This window comes from Nocardioides alpinus (assembly GCF_900112035.1).
GTDB classification, from domain to species: Bacteria; Actinomycetota; Actinomycetes; order Propionibacteriales; family Nocardioidaceae; genus Nocardioides; species Nocardioides alpinus.
Genome location: NZ_FOKC01000016.1, coordinates 58203 through 75383, shown reverse-complemented (window position 1 = coordinate 75383; position 17181 = coordinate 58203). Strand labels below are relative to the sequence as shown.

Sequence of the window (17181 nt, the reverse complement as noted above, 5' to 3'; positions counted from 1 at the left end):
GTCGGCTCGGGCGGCTCGGTCGGCTCGGGCGGCTCGGTCGGCTCGGTCGGCTCGGTCGGCTCGGTCGGCTCGGTCGGCTCGGTTAGTTCCACCGTCTCGATCCGTTCCTCAATTGAATCGGACGCCTCCACCGCCGCGACCACTTCCTCAAAGGCGCGACGGAGAATGCCGACGTCTTGAAGCTCTTCGAGTGTGCTCAAAGACCGAGCAGCTTCGGTAGCAACTTCGAGCAGAAGTTCTTCGGAGATGTTTCGGGAGGCGAGTCTGGCGAGGTCGCGTCCAAACGGCACTAGGCCCTTCTCGAGGAAGACATCCGACACTGAAGTGGACTCGATCGCATCCGCGACGTCTCCGACACCGTCGAACAGATGTGGAAGTTGGCGAAGCTGGTCGCCAACCTCAGGGAGGAAGCGATCGAACACATCGGCAAGTTTCACCGGTGACCATGATGTCTGAATCCCGGGCCTGGCAATCCGGGCATAGACGGAATACGTCGAGCCCGCGAATAGGACCCTGCGAACGTCCTTCCAATAGAGCGGCAGCTCTGTCACGCCAGCTAGTTGTACCTCCTCTGCCTCGCGATCGAGCACGCTGCCATCGCTAATCATCGACGCGTCAACCAGCCAGGACACTGTGTCAACCACGACGAGACGGTGACTAGTCACGCGAGCTTGAATGGGGACGAGATCCACGAGGAGGCGTGACACGAGTTCAAGCAAACGCTGTACCTCAACAACGGTGCTCTCCTCGATGCCAAATTCTGCCGCCCTCCCCTCGACAAGGTCGATCATCGAAGAGACGGCCGCGGTGAACTGGTAACTCCACTCGGGGCTTAGTTCGACCTGGACTTCAAGCACGTCTCCGCGAAGCAGGTCTTGAGTACGAACTGCGCGATGTTGCGCCTCAAGCCTGACGAGGTGTGACGCCAGATCCTTCGCAGTGTCGACAGCCGCCGGCTTGGGACGCTTTGGCTGATCTTCGACCGAGACCCTCAGATCAGTGTCACCGATTCGCAGGGCACGAAACGTCCCTTGGACCACAGCACGTCGCACTACCTCCTGTGACGTCGTTCGAGACGATGCCGATCGCGTCGAGATCCCCACGCTAGGAACGGCAGGGGTGGATGGGGCCGCTACTGACGTACCCGTTTCGGACGAGGTGGTGGCACTCAGGGTGTCCTTGAATGACTCAGATATTGCGCCATGCCGAGCGGCCATAAGGCTAGTAACACTGGTCTCGTCGAGGTACACGAACTCACGGCGCTTGTGCTCCCACTCTCGCGTCCGCAATCGCGTCCGCCAAGCACGTCTGATGGCGCTAAAGGGCACCTTTGCATAAGCGATCGGACTCACTGTTGCTCCCCCTGGCGCCGTGACACTTCGCGATTGCGAGCAGCTCGCGCGAGCCCACCCATGACATCCTCCCCGCAGAGCTCAAGGCGCTCGTCCAAGACGGCCAGCACGCCTGCCTCAGTCCAGATCATGGCGAGTTCAGCCGCACTCCACCCATCTGTCGCCTCGACCAAGAGCGGCCAGTCGGCATGCTGGGCGCCTCGAACACCGCGAGCAGAAGCTTGCAGGATCCTCAGCCGGTCATCAGGGCTCGGGTGACCGTTGAACTCGAGCTTGAACGTAAGCCGACCGGGGCGAAGCAGGGCGGTGTCGAGAGCCCCCGGCAGATTTGTGGCGGCAATTACGAGCACTCCTCGGCTGGCTTGGAACCCGTCCAAGACGGTTAGAAACTGACCGACGAAACGGCTCGCATATTCCGGAGCATCATCTCCACGGCTAGCCACGATGCTGTCGAGCTCGTCGAAGAAGATGATTGCTGGTGCATGGTCCTCGGCATGCCGAAACAACTCACGAAGCCGCTGTTCGCTCTCGCCCACCCACTTGTTGATGATCTCGGGCCCGTCGACTAGATAAAACCTCGTCCCAAGCACCTCGCTCAGCACGCGCGCCAAGTGCGTCTTACCGGTGCCCGATGGCCCGCTGAAGAGCATCCCCTTCACGGAATTCACGCCGAGCTGCTCGAGTCGTTGCTGAGGATCAAGGGCGACTTGAGCGAGCTCGATCGCTCGCTCCACCAGCGCGCGCGACCCGCCAAAGTCGGCTAGCGACACGCCCCCCGGGTCAACGAGGAATGACTCTGGATCGACCTCATCGTCCCCGCGTCCGAACCGATCGACAGGTTTGCTGCTAAGTACCGCTCCCGGCCGACCATCGGCATCGACAGCAATCGTCTGACCTTTGACGAATGGCATCTCGACCCGCTGTGCGAAGGTTTGATGCCTACCGTTCACGTCCAGGACGGCCGTCGCCCCGTCCTCGCTGATCAGGCTGACGGTCGCTACGTCACCGCCGCGAATGAGCCAGTCTTCCTCAGACAGAAGTCTGACGGGATCGTCTTCGTCAACTTCGTTTGGAACGTAGAGAATCTGGCCCGCCTCGACGTCATCTAACAACGAGCGGCTGAACCATCCGGAGGCTCCATCGCGACGGTCAAACCAGACCCGACCCGCCGCGTCATCTACCCGCCGAACTCGCAAGATGGAGCCGTAACTGAGATTGCTCTCGCTTCCTGTGGTGCTCACACCTAGGGAGGCTAACCGCAGGCAATGACGGCGTTCAGATCAAGGAACACAATGTGTGAACCTCGGGGCACGCGGACTCCCGCAGGTTTCAACCCGTGCTTGCGCGGCGACCCGCATCACCCCTGCATCGCGGGTTGGGGCCAAGGAAGTTCGGCTGCGCCCGCCCCGCGGCGGAATGATGCACGCCGATGCATCCGACTGCGTGACGACTGCTCGCAGGGAGGTGTTGATGATGGCGCCGGTCAAGATGCGCTGCCCCCGGTCGACACTCGACGGGCCGCCCGTAGATCCCCCAACGGCGGCGAACCAGTCCGGGTCCGCCTCTGGGACGCACATACCGCGCTGCGCTGCATGCAATGTGACAGCATCCCCTTGGCATAGTCACTAGGTTGGGGGATGCGTGGAGCCGATTGCAGAAGTGACATCGGTCGCGGAGTACGCCAGCACTTTGCGAGTCATGGGTAGCGGGGCGTCCGGACTGCCGCGGCCCTTCTGGTTCCGTGGGCACGCGAGTGACAGCTACCGCCTCTCAGCCTCGGCCATCCGAGAAGAAAGGTTCCGCGCGAACGAGAGCGTGATGCTGAAACGCTTCATGCAAGACGCGCAGAGCATGTTGGCGGACGCGCCGAGTAGCCCATGGGAGTGGCTGTTCTTAGCGCAACACCACCATGTCCCGACGAGACTTCTCGACTGGACCGAGAATGCCCTTGTGGCATTGTATTTCGCCTGTGAGCCACAGAAGTCGCCGGTAGAAGGTGTCGCGCCTCCGAATGGCGACGTCTGGGTCCTGCTCCCGACGGCCATGAACAAGGCGGTTGGAAGCTGGACCGGGATTCATGCGGAGGACTTGCCCATGATCGGCGTGGATTCAACATTCGACAAATACCATCCATTCCCGCTGCCAAACCGGCCACCGCCGCAGGAGCCGAGGCACCCAATCGCCGCTATTGCCGTTCGCAACTTCCCCCGAATTGTGAACCAGTGGGGAACCTTCACTGTGACAGATCAGGTGCTTGCGCTCGAAGATTACGATCAAGCCTCGACATTTTTACGCCGGGTATCCGTTACGGCGGACTCAAAGGCCGACTTGCTGGACGAAATGAAATCCTTGGGAATTGAGGAGCGGATCATTTATCCCGACCTCTATCGCCTAGGGGATCGCGTCAAGGGAATGTTCTCGTGAGCCATATAATGATAAAGCGCGTCTCTTGGACCGTCGCGGAACTCCTCCGCTCCATTCAGGTGTTTCAGCTCGACCCGGGATACCAGCGCGAGGGGGGCATCTGGACTAGGGACCGACAGCAGCTGTTCATCGACAGCATCCTGAACGGCTTCGACGTCCCTCCTCTATACCTCCACCGACTGCAGCCTCCAGAGTTCGTAGACGACGTGGCATCAACCTATGCCGTCATCGATGGCAGGCAACGGTTGGAGGCGCTGACTGGATTCGCTAACGACGGGTACGGCCTATCCTCAGACTTTCGCCTCCTGGAAGAGGTCGAAGAAGCGCAGCCAGCACTTACCGAGGAGCTCGCCCTTCCGCCCTCGCGGTATGCGGGCATGCGTTTCGGGGAGCTGAAGCAGTACTCGACGTCCTTGGCGTACCGGTACCTTGATTACCACTTTCCCGTGACGATCGTTGAAACCGAGGATCCCGACGTCATCGAAGAACTGTTCTTTCGGCTCAATGAGGGGGTGCCACTCACATCGGCAGAGAAGCGGAGTCGCGGAGCACTTCTCCGAGAGGTGGTGTTGCCACTCATTCACGAAGAGGAGATCTTCCGGGCGGCTCGGTTCAGAAGTAAGCGACGCACGCACGAGGACCTACTAATCCGTCTGCTGTATCTAGCGGACGTTGGGGCAAGCGTGTACGAAGTCCCAGACTTGAAGAAGCGAGCCCTGGACGACTTCGCGGCATCCTTTCGTCCCGCTCTAGGACAGACGTGGAATGCCCCACAAGAGGCTCAGGTGCGCGGTCGATTGGATTCTCTGTTGAGTCAAACGGTTCCCGTCCTGAAGGCAATGAACGACACCTTCCACCCCGGTGACTCGCTCCTGTCGACTGTCAACAGCTACACAGCTCACTATCTAGTCATCCAAGAACTAATGACGAAAGGCTCATCGCTTCCAGCGCGCCAGCCGTTTGAGCGTTTCGCAGAGGAGCTTGCATCTCTACGCGGATTGCCTGAAGAGGATCTCAGCGATGACCAGGTTGAGGCGTTGGACTTCGCAGCGCCGATTCAGGGTTCGACCACGGGGTCCTACTTCAGCCGCAAAGCCACCATCCTTTACCGCTACATTGTGGGCGACCTCAAACTCCGCTGACCGCAGGTCGCTAGTGGACGTGGGGGTGGCGACCCGCTGACGCATATGTTGTCAGTTGGTCCCTGTTCCAACGCTCGAACTTCGGATCAGCCAGTCGTCGGACCGGCATCGGCGAGGGTCAGCTGCTGGGTCCCAGGTTGCAGAGTCGTTCCTAGCTTCGTATTGGAGGCTCAAGCACGGCCTACGGGATTGACCAGGTCTCCGAGGCCGCAGCTCGCTAATTGCGCTCGCGGCTGCTACCCGCGCTGCCGACTTACTCGAGAAGCACCTTCGGGCTACGACCCTGCTCCGAGGTTGTGCGGGAGTTCGTCCGGGAGCCACGCAAGCGGCCGAGGCTGAAGACGCGAGGGCGCATGGGCGACGCACGCGAATTCTCCGACCTCGCGATGTCCCATTCTGGGCTACTAGAGACTCGCGCCAAGGTCGGGGCACAGTTGAGTCTCCGCATCGAAGGCGCGAGCGGTCATGCCGGCCGGCAGCATGTGATCCTCAGAGCCCGAGGCCCTGACCTGAACCTGGACCGGATTCGTCAGGCTCCGGTGGTCGAAGCGATTCGAGAATCTGCGCCGTCCTCGGGTCGACCAGCTTCCTCGGCTGGACGTAGTGCGCGCGGGTCACGGCAGTCGACGAGTGACCAAGGAGTTCGGCGGCTAGGTCCGTGCCGGCCGCCGCGTCGAGCGTGGTGGCAACGGTCTTGCGAAGCGTGTGAGGAACGACCGTTGCGAGGTCCATGCCCTCGGGCAACAGGTCCGCGTTGGCGTCGCGGATCGATCGCCAGAGGCGACGAACGTTGGCGGGACTCAGGGGCGCGCCGGCCTTGGTGTGGAAGATCGTCTGCTCGGGGTCCATCTCGCCGGTCGCGGCGAGGCGGTCGCGGAGCGCGTCGGCGGTGAAGCTCGGGACGGTGACGGTGCGCCAGTACTTCGAGTGCTTGGGGTGCGGCTGGCGCAGGAAGCCCTGGCCGCGGACGTAGACGATCGTGCCCGTGATCGTGACGAGTGGTTGCGCGGCATCGAGGTCCACGTCGCAGCGGCGGACCGCCAGGGCCTCGCCGATTCGCGCTGACGTGCCAAGCATGAGCTCAAACAGCTGGGCGAGCTGACCATCCGGGGGCGGGCCGGGAAGCCCGGAATCGGTTCGATGCGAGCGAACGATGCGGCGGATCTCGGCCAGCTCGTCGAGTGTCAGCGATCGGATCTCCGACCGCGACCGGCGCAGCGGCGCGGTGGAGCGCACCGGGTTCCGCGGCAAGGCGTCGTGGCGGACCGCAAGGTCGATGATCTGAGCGAGTACGACGCGGGCGGCTCGTCCGCGGGAGTTGCCACGGGCGGCCTCTGCCTTGAGGAAGCGGTCGAGGGTGCCAACCGTGAGCTCGTTGAGCCGCAGCTCGCCCACCGCCGGCAGGATGATCCGCCGGACGATGTCGCGGTAGACCTCGATCGTCTGGGGCGCCTGCTCCTGGCGTTGCTCGATCTCGTCGAGCCAGACGTCGGCCACCACCGAGAGCTTGGTCTGGCCGTTGAGATCTCCCTCGGCCGTCGACGGAAGCCCGGCGGCGATCTTCGACTTGAGCTCGTTCTCCGCGGTGGTGGCGGTTGGGCCACTGGCGCTCACACGCCGGTAGGCACCGGTCAGCTCCCGAAAGCGGGCGCTGGCGACGTACCCATGCTTCGTGCGTCTGACGGTGATCACGCCGTAGGTGCCAAGCGGCTGGATGGGCCTAACCATGGAGCTTCTCCTCGAGCCACGTGCGGACGCATGACTCGGGATAACGCAGGGCGCGGCCGAGCTTGACCGCTTGGGGGCCGACCCCGTCGACGCGCCAGTCGTACAGCGTGGCGACGGGGATGCCCAGGTAGTCGGACAGCTCGGCAATGGTGAGGAGTCGCTCGAGTCCGGAGTGGGTGGGTGTGGTGGTCATGGCTACTAGGTGGGCACGGCTCCCCGAGGAGACCCGGCCACACCTCTGGAGCGGGGTGGAGTGCCAGGCACCTACCCGCCAGGAGGCTGTCGTTGAGCGGACCATCCAGCCATCATGCTTGACATTTACTCGGCACAAACCCCCCTCCAAACGACTCCGAATCAGTCCAGAGCCACCCAGCCCCAAGTCACTGTTTCCGCAGGTCAGACGCGGTTTTGGTGCTCGTCTCCGGGCGCTCCACAATGACCATTTTGGCCTCAGAAGGTTTGGGGTTCGAATCCCTACAGGCGCGCAAACAGAAAAGCCGCAGGTCACACCCGCTGACCTGCGGCTTTGTGTTTCTCGCGCAGCTTCCAGTTTCCATCAATTGCGCGCTCGTTGTTTGGCGGACACACCTGGGACACAGTGCGTATCGTCGCGCCGCTGACGAGGACGTTCACGGTTGGTTTGGCTTCGGCCCCGAGATGGCGCGTAGCGGCTCAGGCCTAGGTCCCCGATGCAGTAGCAGGCCCTGCCTCGGATGGAGACTTTGCTCAAGTGGGCTTGCTCGCCGGCCACAGCCACGCCTCGCGGGGGCAGATACCATCGCTCGTCAGAAACAGCCAACAAATTGCCCTTGTAGGTGCGCCGTCAGGCTACTTCAGCCACTTCTTGGGACTAGGGGGCTACCCCGCGCGCCCCCGGCCATCGGTCACTGTCGAGAGAGGAGGACGCGGCGAAGTTCCTCGACGATCGGCGTGACACGTTCCTCCGGGATGGGACCCATTACACTCGGCAGGAAGGCGAACCCGACTCGCGCGTCTCGGTCCGCGAAGACCAAGGCGCCGGCCGCGCCGTCGTGGCCGAAGCTCGAAGGTCCGAGCATCGGCCGCACGACGGAGGAGAGCATGAGCCCGGTCCCCCATCTCGGGAAGGCGGCGAGCGGCGGGCCCAGCACCGGCTGACCTTCAGTCTGGACCCGCGTGGCGTCGTCCAGCGTCTTGACGCTGAGTCCCACCTTCGGGCCCTCCGCGCCCTGACTGTCATCGGCACGACCGTCCCCCACGTTGGAGACCAAGGCCGCGTGGAGCTTCGCGAAGCTTCGGGCGGTGCCGATGCCGTTGGCGGCAGGCAGCTCTGCGGCCCAGAACGCGGGATCGTTCATCGAGTTCTCTGTGACGAGTCCAGGCACCGGGATTCCGAGTGCCCCATTGAGGGTCAGCGCGCGGAGGGGCCTAGGGTCCTCGGAGTTCATGGTCTGAAGTGCTTGGACCAGCTCGTACGAAATGGTCGTGGGATCGCTGGGCAAGGTCAACGCCACGCGGGCATGCTCGGATGGAGGAAGGCCAATCCATACGTCCAGCCCGAGTGGGTCGGCGATCCGCTCGCGGAAGACCTCGCCGAACGGTCGTCCGGTCACGCGGCGAACTACTTCTGCAGCGATGTGACCGACGGTGATGGCGTGATAGGCGTGCGCCCCTCCTGGGGCCCAGAGGGGTGCCTGCGCCTCGAGTGCTCGCAGCACAGGACCGCCGTCGATGACTTGCTCCCGAGTAAGAGGCGCATCTACGAGAGGGACGCCAGCCCGATGCGCGAGCACCTGCCGCAAGGTGATCTCGGCCTTGCCGTGTTCGGCAAACTCTGGCCAGTACGTTCCTACCGGCTCATCGAGCGTCAGCAGCTCGTCCTCGACCAGGTGCAGAACTGTGATAGCCGTGACGCTCTTGCTTACCGAAAACGCCAGTGCCAAGGTGTTGCGCTCCCACGTCCTCCCCCTGACGACGTCGGCCATCCCACCCCAGACGTCAACGACGAGCTGCCCGTCCACGTAGATGGCGAGAGCCGCTCCTCCGTAGGGCGTGCTCACGAGGTGACTGCGGAAGGCACCTATCACTCCGGCGAATGCTTCGTCGTGGTGACCAGCGATGGCGGGGGTCATGGGCGCTCCTTGTGAGGTGTCGTGGGTCTGCGGTGACGCGGTCAGTTCTTGAGATCTGGAAAGTCCTCGTCGCGGAACTCTCCAGGCGACCGGTCGCTTCCCGCCTGGGTTTCGCGGGTGCGCAGCTCGACCCGGCGGATCTTGCCTGAGACGGTCTTGGGAAGGTCGAAGAACTCGATCCGGCGCACCCGTAGGTACGGCGCTAGGTGCGTGCGGGCATAGGACAGGATTGACCGGGCGGTGTCCGCATCCGGGGCAAAGCCCTCGACGAGGGCGATGTACGCCTTCGGAACCGCGAGTCGCACAGGGTCGGGGGCGGGGACTACGGCCGCTTCGGCGACGGCTGGGTGCTCGAGGAGCACGGACTCGAGCTCGAAAGGACTGATTTTGTAGTCAGAAGCCTTGAACACGTCATCGGTGCGACCGATGTATGTGATGTAACCGTCTTCGTCGCGAAGGGCGACGTCGCCGGTGTGATAGAAACCGCCCGCCATCGCTTCGTCGTTGCGTGCGGCGTCGCCCTGGTAACCGGTCATGAGCGTCAGCGGTTCGGTCGCGAGGTCGAGGCAGATCTCCCCCTCCCCCGGTCCATCCACCACAGTGCCGTCAATCTGGTCAACCAGCGCGACAGGGACGCCGGGCAATGGGCGGCCCATGGAGCCGGCCCTGACTGGCTGGCCGGGAGTGTTAGCGATGCAAGCGGTCGTCTCCGTCTGCCCGAACCCGTCCCGGATGGTCAGGCCCCACTGTCGTTGGACCTGGCTGATGACCTCTGGGTTCAACGGCTCCCCAGCGGCGATGGCCTCGCGCAGGAGCCCGGGTCCGGCACTGAGGTCCGCGTTAATGAGCATGCGCCATACGGTCGGCGGGGCACAGAAGGTGGTCACACCTTCTTTGCGGATCTGGTCGAGGAGCGCTTTCGCGTCGAAGCGCCCGTAGTTGTAGACGAAGATCGTGGCCTCAGCGAGCCAGGGCGCGAAGAAGTTCGACCACGCGTGCTTGGCCCAGCCTGGGCTGGAGATGTTCAGATGCACGTCGCCCGGCTGCAGTCCGAGCCAGTACAACGTTGAAAGGTGGCCCACGGGATAGGACGTGTGCGTGTGTTCAACGAGCTTGGGGCGGCTCGTCGTGCCTGAGGTGAAGTAGAGAAGCATCCGGTCGCGGCTGGTGTTCCCAGGGTGCTGCACAGGCGGGTCGGCGATACCGTAGGCATTTGCGTACGCCTGCCACCCCTCCGGACGTGGGGCAGCTCCAACCACGAGCCTGACGTAGTCCCCAGGCACGTCGTTGAATTTGGCTGTCTCGTCGCTGTTGCAGATGACCGCTCGCGCTCGGCCGCGGTCGAGCCGGTCGAGCAGTTCGGTGCTTCCCACCGCCGTCGTGGTCGGCATGACGACGGCGCCGAGCTTCACGATTGCGAGCATGCTTTCCCACAGCTCGACCTGGTTCCCGAGCATCACCATGACACTGTCTCCCTTGCGGATCCCGGCCGAACTCAGGAGAGAGGCCACCTGGTCGGAACGGGTGGCCAGCTCGTCGAAGCTGTACGCCTGTCGTGAACCGTCCTCCTCGACAATCACCAAACCGAGGTCCTGATTGCCACGAGCAAAACCGTCGAACCAGTCGTGGGCGAAGTTGAACGTGGCGCCAACATCGGGCCAGGTGAACGAGTCGACGGCCCCGGCGTAGTCGGTGCGGCGAGCGACGAGGTCGTCACGGGCCTGCCGAAGGGCGGCCGTTGCTGCAGCGCTCATGCCACGGAGCTCCCCTGCGGTGCTGTCTCGGCTGGTGATGTCGGCGGGGCCTCGCTCTTCCACTCGGGGAACCGGTGGCATGCCACGGACACGCCGTTCGATGCCTGGACGAGCGGAGGCCGCGTCGTGCGGCAGCGGTCCTGCACGAAGGCACACCTCGATGCGAAGGGGCAACCCTCCTCCGTGGCGCCTGTTGCCGTCGCCGTGCCCGTCCGCACCTGAGCGGCACGACGTGCCGCTTGCCGCTCCGGATCGGCGACCGGGGCGGCGTCCAGCAGGGCCCGGGTGTACGGGTGCGAGGGGTCGGCGACGACCTGGCTCGTCGGGCCGGACTCCATCACCTGTCCGCGGTAGAGGACGGTGACGTCGTGGCACAGGTGCCGCACGACGTTCATGTCGTGCGAGATGAACAGGTAGGCCAGTCCGGACTCGTCCTGGAGGTCCATGAGCAAGTTGAGCACCTGGGCTTGGACGGACAGGTCGAGGGCGCTCACCGCCTCGTCGCACACCACGACCTGCGCCTGTGTCATGAGCGCCCTAGCGATACAGATGCGTTGCCGCTGGCCACCCGAGAAGTGGCGCGGCAACCGGTCGGCGGCGGACGGGTCCATCCCGACCCGCACGAGCGCCTCCTCGACACGCGCGCGGATCTGCCGACGAGCGACACCCTGTGCGACCAGTGGCTCGCCGAGGCTACGGCCGATGGTGTACGACGGGTTCAGGGATCCTGTGGGGTCCTGAAAGACGGCCTGGAGATCACGAGCCAGGCGCTTGTGGCTGAGATGCCGCGAGGCTGTGATCGAGACACCAGCGACCTCGATCGTCCCGCCGTCGACGGCTTGCAGCCCCATCACGGCCCGGGCCAGGGTCGACTTCCCCGAGCCGGACTCCCCCACCAGACCGGCGGTCCTGCCGGGACGGATGCTGAGGCTCACGCCGTCGAGGGCCCAGAAGATAGGTTCGCGCCGCTTGCGACGGAACCCGACCTTGATGTTGCGCACATCCAGGACGGTCTCGGTGCTCATGCGCGTTTCTCCAGCTTCAGTAGGTCAGTGTGTAGGCACCGCGACAGCGCTTCGGACGTCTTGATAAGCGGTACACGAGCTTCGCTGCATGCCTCTGTCGCGAGTCGGCAACGCGCTGCGAAGCGGCAGCCTTGAGGCCACAAACCCGGCGCGGGCACTCGGCCGGGCAGCGTCGGCAGTCGACCTGAGTGCTCGATCGACGGATCTGCTGCGAGGAGTGCCGCTGTGTAGGGATGCGTGGGGGCGGTGAAGACCGTGTGCGCGGGCGCTACCTCGACGACGTCGCCGGCGTACATGACGACTGCCCGGTCGCAGATGTCTGCAACGACACCCCAGTCGTGCGTGATGAGTAGGAGCGCCAACCCGGTTGTCTCCTGGAGCTCGTGGAGCAGGGAGAGAATCTCGGACTGCACCGTGACGTCGAGCGCCGTCGTCGGTTCGTCGGCCACGAGCACCCGCGGTCTGCCCGCTAGGGCGATGGCGATGCTGATCCGCTGGGCCATACCGCCTGAGATCTGGTGCGGGTACGACTTCAGCACCCGTTGCGGATCGGCAATGTGAACCTGGGACAAAAGCTCAAGGGCACGCTCACGCCGCGCCGCTGACGAGCCGACACCCCGGAGCTTCAGGACTTCGTTCAGGTGGCTGCCGACGGTGTGCACAGGATCGAGCGCGGCCATCGGGTCCTGGGAGATGTACCCCAGCCCCGAGCCGCGGATCCGTCGGTAGGCGGCCTCGCCGCCGGCCACGAGGTCGGTGCCGTCGAAGTACACTCCACCCCCAGCGATGCGAATGCCGCCGGGTGTCAGTCCCAATACCGCCAGGGCGGTGATGCTCTTGCCGCAGCCGGATTCTCCGACGAGCCCGACTGTCTCACCTGCGGCGAGGTCGAAGCTGATGTCAGTGATCAGCGGCACCCCTGACGTGGTGTGCACGTGGAGTTCGCGCACGCTCAGCACGTAGTCCGATGGGTCCGGTAGCGCTGCGGAGGTGGCGGTGCTGGTTCTGGGCGAGGCAGCCTCCCGCGATGCCTTAGCCGTGGCGACCGCGTCGGTGTCGGCCGAGGCGTCGCGGACGGCGTCGCCGAGGAAGCCCAAGGCGAGCACGGTGAGAGTGATGGCTACCCCGGGCGGAATGAGGAGCCACTGCGACTGGGTGATGACGGTGGACGCCTCACCCATGATGGCTCCCCAGGTGGGCCGATCGGGGTCGAGCAGACCGAGGAAACTGAGACCGGCCTGGAAGAGCAGCGCGACGCCACCGAAGAGCGAAGCCTGCACGACAACGGGACCCCGGATTCGGCGCAGCACGTGGGTACGCATGATGCGCAATTGAGAGACACCTGAGACCTTGGCGGCTGTCACGAATAGCTCGTCGCGTACCGCTGCGGACGCAGCTCGCACCACACGGATGAGGCCCGGCGCACCCAGCACTCCGAGTGAGGCCATGGCGGCGACGGGACGACCCGCTGAGACCACGATGACGACCAGCACGATGATGATGGGCGGAATGGAGAGGGCGAGATCCGCGACCCTGGAAATCACTTGGTCTGCCAGGCCCCCGCGGTAGCCGGCGATCACCCCGAGCGGAATCCCGAGAGCCAAGAAGACGATAAGGGCTTGCGCCGCACCGGATGCCGTAGGCGAAATGCCGTAGAGCATGCGGCTGAGCACGTCGCGCCCGAGGGTGTCCGTGCCCAACCAGTGCTCGGCCGACGGCCCCTGAAGCACCCTTGTCAGGTCCTGCAACCCCACTGGGTAGGGCGCGCGAGCTGTTCGGCGAAGACGCCTGCCAGCACGACAAGGCCAAGGAACACGAGCGCAAGAGTTGCCACAGGACTCCGCAGTAGTCCTGGTTTGCTTGTTCCGCGAGCGCGGCGCGAGGTGAGCAGCTCACTTTCGGGACCAATGGGCGAAACAATGGCTGGAGACGTTGTCATGACACACGCACCCGGGGATTGAAAAAGGCGTAAGCGAGGTCGACCAAGAGGTTGACCGCGATGACAATGACGGTGAAATAGATGACCACTCCTTGGATGAGTGGCAGGTCTCCAGCGGCTGTTGCTGTCACAGCGGTGCCCCCGAGGCCAGGTAGGGCAAAAATCTGCTCGATCAGCACGGCACCGGTGAGCGCACCTATGAAGGTGAGTCCCACGATCGTCAGGATGGGTACAGCCGCGTTCTTAAGTGCGTGCCGGGCGATGATGGCTCTCTCCGGTACGCCAGCGGCGCGCAGCGTGCGCACGAAGGGCCGCTGCATGGCATCTGAGACTGCGTCCCGGGTCACTTTGGCGACGGAGGCTGTGGCTGGAACCGCGAGTGTCACGACCGGAAGGAAGAGGCTGGCCATCCACTGGGACGGGGACTGCCCCAGTGGCGTGTATCCGAGCGCCGGAAAGGCTGCCACCTTGACCGCCAAGAGCACGACGAGGACCAGAGCCAACCAGAAGGTGGGCACGGCGAAGCCGATCAGGCTGGCCGCGTCGACGGTTCGACCGAGCCAGCCACCGCGGGCACCCAGGACTCCAAGGGTGACACCGACGACAGCCGCGACCACAGTCGCGCCGATGATGAGCGACATCGTCGCCCCCAGGCGGGCGTTCAGCTGTTCGGTCACCGCCTGCTGATTGATGAGAGAGGTGCCTAGATCACCGTTTATCGCGGATCCGAGCCAGTCGATGTACTGCGTCCACACGGGACGATCGAGTCCGAGTTCCGTGCGTACTTGGGCCACCTGCTCAGGCGTCGCGTTGCGGCCGGCGATAGACCGCGCGGCGTCGCCCGGGACGAGGGCCACCAGCAGGAACGTGGCAGCTGAGACGACGAGGAGAAGGGGGACCGCGGCCACCACCCTGCGCACCAGGAAACGGGTCATGGCGCTGACCTCCGGCTTCTCATGGGCGCGTCAACTGGGCTCGCGTACTCCCGGACCAGCTTATTCAGCGCGGCCGCTACTTCACTGGCCGCGCGGTCGGCGACGGACGACTGTCCAGTCATATCCAGGCACCCGTGGATGAGTCCCGGCAGCTCGATGAGCTGGACTGGCACTCCGGCAGCGCGCAGAGCGTCGGCGTAGCCGTTGCCCTCGTCGCGAAGCGGATCGCAGCCCGCTGTGACCACGATCGTGGGCGGAGCGGCCGCAAGTTCTGTGGACAGCCCCGGGGAGACACGCGGGTCCGTACGGTCTTGTGCCCGTGGGGCGTACGCCTGTACAGCGATCTCGAGTGCGTTGGGCTCTAGCCCGAAACCTTCCTTGTACTCCGCGCGCGACGGCAGGCCAGGCGGTTCCGCGTCAAGACGCACGGCCGGGTAGACCAACACTTGGCCCCCCAGTACGTCCTTCAAGTCTGGCTCGAGGGCGATCACAGCCGCGATGTTCCCGCCTGCACTGTCGCCGCCGACGAGGACTGGGCCCGGGAGCTCTCGCGACCGTACCTTTTTGGCCACCCAATTCACTGCGTTGCGTGCGTCGTCCACGGCAGCGGGCCACGGGTGCTCGGGTGCCAGCCGGTAGTCGACGGACACCACGACAAGACCTGCCCTGGCACACAGGGCACGCGCAACGACGTCAGCCGTTTCGAGGCTTCCAGTCATCCAGCCACCGCCGTGCAGCCACACGAGCGTGCCCTGCCCGTACGCATCTGGTCGGTAGATGCGAGAAGCTACGCGGGCGCCCTCTTCGTCCTCGAGACCAATGTCCTCAACGTCCGAAACCCGGTCGCGAACGGCTGGAGGGGTCATCCACTGCACCCCCTCCTCGTGCTGTCGACGCAGCTGCGCCAGAAGGCCTTGCATGTCTGTGGTTTGCTCGTCCGCGCGTGGGCTGCGCGCGCGCTGCTCCTCGAGCACTCGCGCCATGTCAGCATCGAGGGTCATGTCGTCCTGCCTTTTCGCAAGGTTGGCTCATTGGCGGTGGTGGACTGGCGAGCCGGCTGTGCCGGCTCGCCAGTCCATATGTGTCAGCCGCGACGCAGTTCCGTGAAGTGAGGGACGGCAGAGTTCAGCGCCGTCGCTTCGAGCCCCTTGAAGCCGTCCGCGACGTAGTAGCCGAGGGGCGTGCCAAGCACGGGCAGCGCCCATCCCTGGTCGACCAGGCGTTGGTTGATCGCCTGCTCCAGCTCGCCCGCTTCCTCGCTCGGGGTCGCAAAGTACGTGGCGTAGAGCTTGTCCAGCTCAGAATCGGAGTAGTGCGCCGGATTGAACGGCCCCTGAGGATTGATGAAACCCGCATACAAGCTATTCGCGTCGTTGAGTCCGTAGCCCAGAGCAATGGCCGGGTACTCGTTGCTCAGCATCGCCTGCAGGTAGTCGTTCGGCGTGGGCTTGCTGGTAATTTCGAGCGTCACTCCTACCTTGGCGAGTTCACCGGCGATAGCCTCAGTGATCTTGTCCAAACCGCTGAACGGGGTGGTGAGGGTCTTCAGCGTGAACCCGTCCGGGTATCCCGCCTCAGCCAGAAGTTGGCGGGCCTTGTCCGGGTCGTAGGCCATCTCCTCCTCGAGCTCCGGCAGGAACCCCGGGGTGTCGGGAAGCGCGAATTGAGACAGGGCGAGGCTCTCGTCGCCGAGCAGTCCTTGCGCGATGGCTTTGCGGTCCACAGCCATCTGAAGGGCCTGACGGACTCGGACGTCTCCCATGGGTTCGCTGAGCTCCCCGGTTCGATCCGTGAAGTTGAGACCCACGAGCGTCTGCGGCGCCGAGACCACGTTGATGCCATCCGACTTCGCTGTCTGCAGCGTGGTGATGTCCGCAGAGGCCGCCTGGATTTGTCCGGACTTCAACGCCTGCAGCATCGAGGAGGCGTTGGCGATGATCTTGACCACGACCTTGTCGAACTGGATGGCGTCCTGGTCGTAATAGTTTGGGTTTTTCTCAAACGTGTAGTGATCCCCAGTGACCGTCTCGCCCGGGACGGCCGTGTACTGGCCGGCGCCAGCGGTGCCCGTGTTGAGAGTGTCTGGGTCCTTGATCGCCTTGGGGCTGATGACGTTGCCTGCACCGAAGGCCTGGGCAAAGTAGAAGCTGAAGCCGGGGTCGCTCCGACCCAAGGTCAGACGCACTGTCAGGGGGTCAGTCACCTCCATCGACTCGACGGAGCCCAGCAGCAGACCGGCGCTGCTGCTCTGCTTCTTCTCGTAGGTGAAGAAGGTTTTCAAGGCCTCCGCGTCGAGGGTCTCGCCGTCACTGAACTGCAGGTCCTCGCGCAGGGTGACCTCGTACACCTTGTTCTCGTCGTCGGTGTAACCGAACTTGTCGGCGAGTCCGGAGGAGTACGTGCCGTCGGGCTCGAGGACCACAAGGGGCTCGTAGGCCCACTGGTACAAGGGGTTGTACGCGGGGTCGCCGAGTGCCGGGTTGAGGGTGGGCGGCGCGCCGATGATGCCGAAGGTGAACGTGCCGCCCTTGCCGGAGTCGTCGCCCCCAGTGTCGGCATCGTTCGTACTGTTGCTGCACGCCGCCAGTGCGGCGCACAGGATGACTGCCAGGGTTGCGGCCGCGTTGCGACGCCAACGGCTGCGAGTGCTGATTCGGTCGTGAACTTGAAGCATGGTCATGTCCCATCTGAGGTGTGACGTGGCTCAGGTGCGACTGCGGAGTCGCCCTCACGTGTGCTGCGCATCACTTACACGTGTAACCAGAGTGTGC

At 64.3% G+C, this 17181-nt stretch carries 13 protein-coding genes; 2 read left to right on the top strand and 11 right to left on the bottom strand.

Features of this window, described 5'->3' with window-relative positions; all coding sequences use genetic code 11:
• Both BM127_RS22445 and BM127_RS20960 read right to left on the bottom strand, forming a co-directional pair.
• The coding region (locus tag BM127_RS22445; protein WP_420811367.1) for a DUF6414 family protein at positions 1–1217 on the bottom strand (1217 nt) is incomplete at its 3' end.
• A 131-nt stretch (positions 1218–1348) separates the two neighbouring features.
• Positions 1349–2593, bottom strand: coding sequence for an ATP-binding protein (locus tag BM127_RS20960; protein WP_139227828.1), 1245 nt, complete (start codon positions 2591–2593; stop codon positions 1349–1351).
• A 400-nt stretch (positions 2594–2993) separates the two neighbouring features.
• On the opposite strand from BM127_RS20960, the gene BM127_RS20955 reads away from it, so the two are divergent.
• Both BM127_RS20955 and BM127_RS20950 read left to right on the top strand, forming a co-directional pair.
• Positions 2994–3776 (top strand): FRG domain-containing protein, encoded by a 783-nt coding sequence (locus BM127_RS20955; protein ID WP_139227827.1) that lies wholly within the window; start codon positions 2994–2996, stop codon positions 3774–3776.
• Complete coding sequence (locus tag BM127_RS20950; protein ID WP_101228969.1) at positions 3773–4918, top strand: DUF262 domain-containing protein; 1146 nt, start codon at positions 3773–3775, stop codon at positions 4916–4918. The genes BM127_RS20955 and BM127_RS20950 overlap by 4 nt, the downstream gene beginning before the upstream one ends.
• A gap of 489 nt (positions 4919–5407) precedes the next feature.
• Here the strand turns inward: BM127_RS20950 and BM127_RS20945 are convergent, their stop codons facing one another.
• The 9 genes from BM127_RS20945 to BM127_RS20905 all read right to left on the bottom strand — a co-directional run bounded on the left by BM127_RS20945 (position 5408) and on the right by BM127_RS20905 (position 17090).
• Positions 5408–6646 carry a tyrosine-type recombinase/integrase gene (locus tag BM127_RS20945; protein WP_091201937.1) on the bottom strand — a complete coding sequence of 413 codons (1239 nt, stop codon included), beginning with the start codon at positions 6644–6646 and terminating at the stop codon, positions 5408–5410.
• Positions 6639–6839: a helix-turn-helix transcriptional regulator gene (locus BM127_RS20940; protein WP_091201935.1), complete on the bottom strand. Its 201-nt coding sequence runs from the start codon at positions 6837–6839 to the stop codon at positions 6639–6641. Before BM127_RS20940 ends, BM127_RS20945 begins: the two co-directional genes overlap by 8 nt.
• A gap of 691 nt (positions 6840–7530) precedes the next feature.
• Positions 7531–8757, bottom strand: a complete 1227-nt coding sequence (locus BM127_RS20935) for a serine hydrolase domain-containing protein (protein ID WP_091201929.1) — start codon at positions 8755–8757, stop codon at positions 7531–7533.
• A 41-nt stretch (positions 8758–8798) separates the two neighbouring features.
• Positions 8799–10511 carry an AMP-binding protein gene (locus BM127_RS20930; protein WP_091201927.1) on the bottom strand — a complete coding sequence of 571 codons (1713 nt, stop codon included), beginning with the start codon at positions 10509–10511 and terminating at the stop codon, positions 8799–8801.
• The gene (locus BM127_RS20925; RefSeq protein WP_091201925.1) at positions 10508–11536 is read right to left on the bottom strand and encodes an oligopeptide/dipeptide ABC transporter ATP-binding protein; all 1029 of its coding nucleotides are present in this window, start codon (positions 11534–11536) and stop codon (positions 10508–10510) included. Before BM127_RS20925 ends, BM127_RS20930 begins: the two co-directional genes overlap by 4 nt.
• Entirely contained in the window at positions 11533–13284 is a 1752-nt protein-coding gene (locus BM127_RS20920; protein WP_139227826.1) for a dipeptide/oligopeptide/nickel ABC transporter permease/ATP-binding protein, read from the bottom strand. The genes BM127_RS20925 and BM127_RS20920 overlap by 4 nt, the downstream gene beginning before the upstream one ends.
• Positions 13285–13471: 187 nt before the next feature.
• Positions 13472–14410: an ABC transporter permease gene (locus BM127_RS20915; protein WP_091201921.1), complete on the bottom strand. Its 939-nt coding sequence runs from the start codon at positions 14408–14410 to the stop codon at positions 13472–13474.
• Positions 14407–15411: an alpha/beta hydrolase gene (locus tag BM127_RS20910; protein WP_091201919.1), complete on the bottom strand. Its 1005-nt coding sequence runs from the start codon at positions 15409–15411 to the stop codon at positions 14407–14409. The genes BM127_RS20915 and BM127_RS20910 overlap by 4 nt, the downstream gene beginning before the upstream one ends.
• Before the next feature lie 83 nt (positions 15412–15494).
• Positions 15495–17090 (bottom strand): ABC transporter substrate-binding protein, encoded by a 1596-nt coding sequence (locus BM127_RS20905; protein WP_091201917.1) that lies wholly within the window; start codon positions 17088–17090, stop codon positions 15495–15497.
• Positions 17091–17181 lie beyond the last annotated feature (91 nt).

Coding starts and splice junctions, on each gene's coding strand:
- BM127_RS20940 (WP_091201935.1), bottom strand. CDS start 6,839: ATGACCACCACACCCACCCACTCCGGACTCGAGCGACTCCTCACCATT.
- BM127_RS20915 (WP_091201921.1), bottom strand. CDS start 14,410: ATGACCCGTTTCCTGGTGCGCAGGGTGGTGGCCGCGGTCCCCCTTCTC.
- BM127_RS20905 (WP_091201917.1), bottom strand. CDS start 17,090: ATGACCATGCTTCAAGTTCACGACCGAATCAGCACTCGCAGCCGTTGG.
- BM127_RS20925 (WP_091201925.1), bottom strand. CDS start 11,536: ATGAGCACCGAGACCGTCCTGGATGTGCGCAACATCAAGGTCGGGTTC.
- BM127_RS20935 (WP_091201929.1), bottom strand. CDS start 8,757: ATGACCCCCGCCATCGCTGGTCACCACGACGAAGCATTCGCCGGAGTG.
- BM127_RS20910 (WP_091201919.1), bottom strand. CDS start 15,411: ATGACCCTCGATGCTGACATGGCGCGAGTGCTCGAGGAGCAGCGCGCG.
- BM127_RS20945 (WP_091201937.1), bottom strand. CDS start 6,646: ATGGTTAGGCCCATCCAGCCGCTTGGCACCTACGGCGTGATCACCGTC.
- BM127_RS20930 (WP_091201927.1), bottom strand. CDS start 10,511: ATGAGCGCTGCAGCAACGGCCGCCCTTCGGCAGGCCCGTGACGACCTC.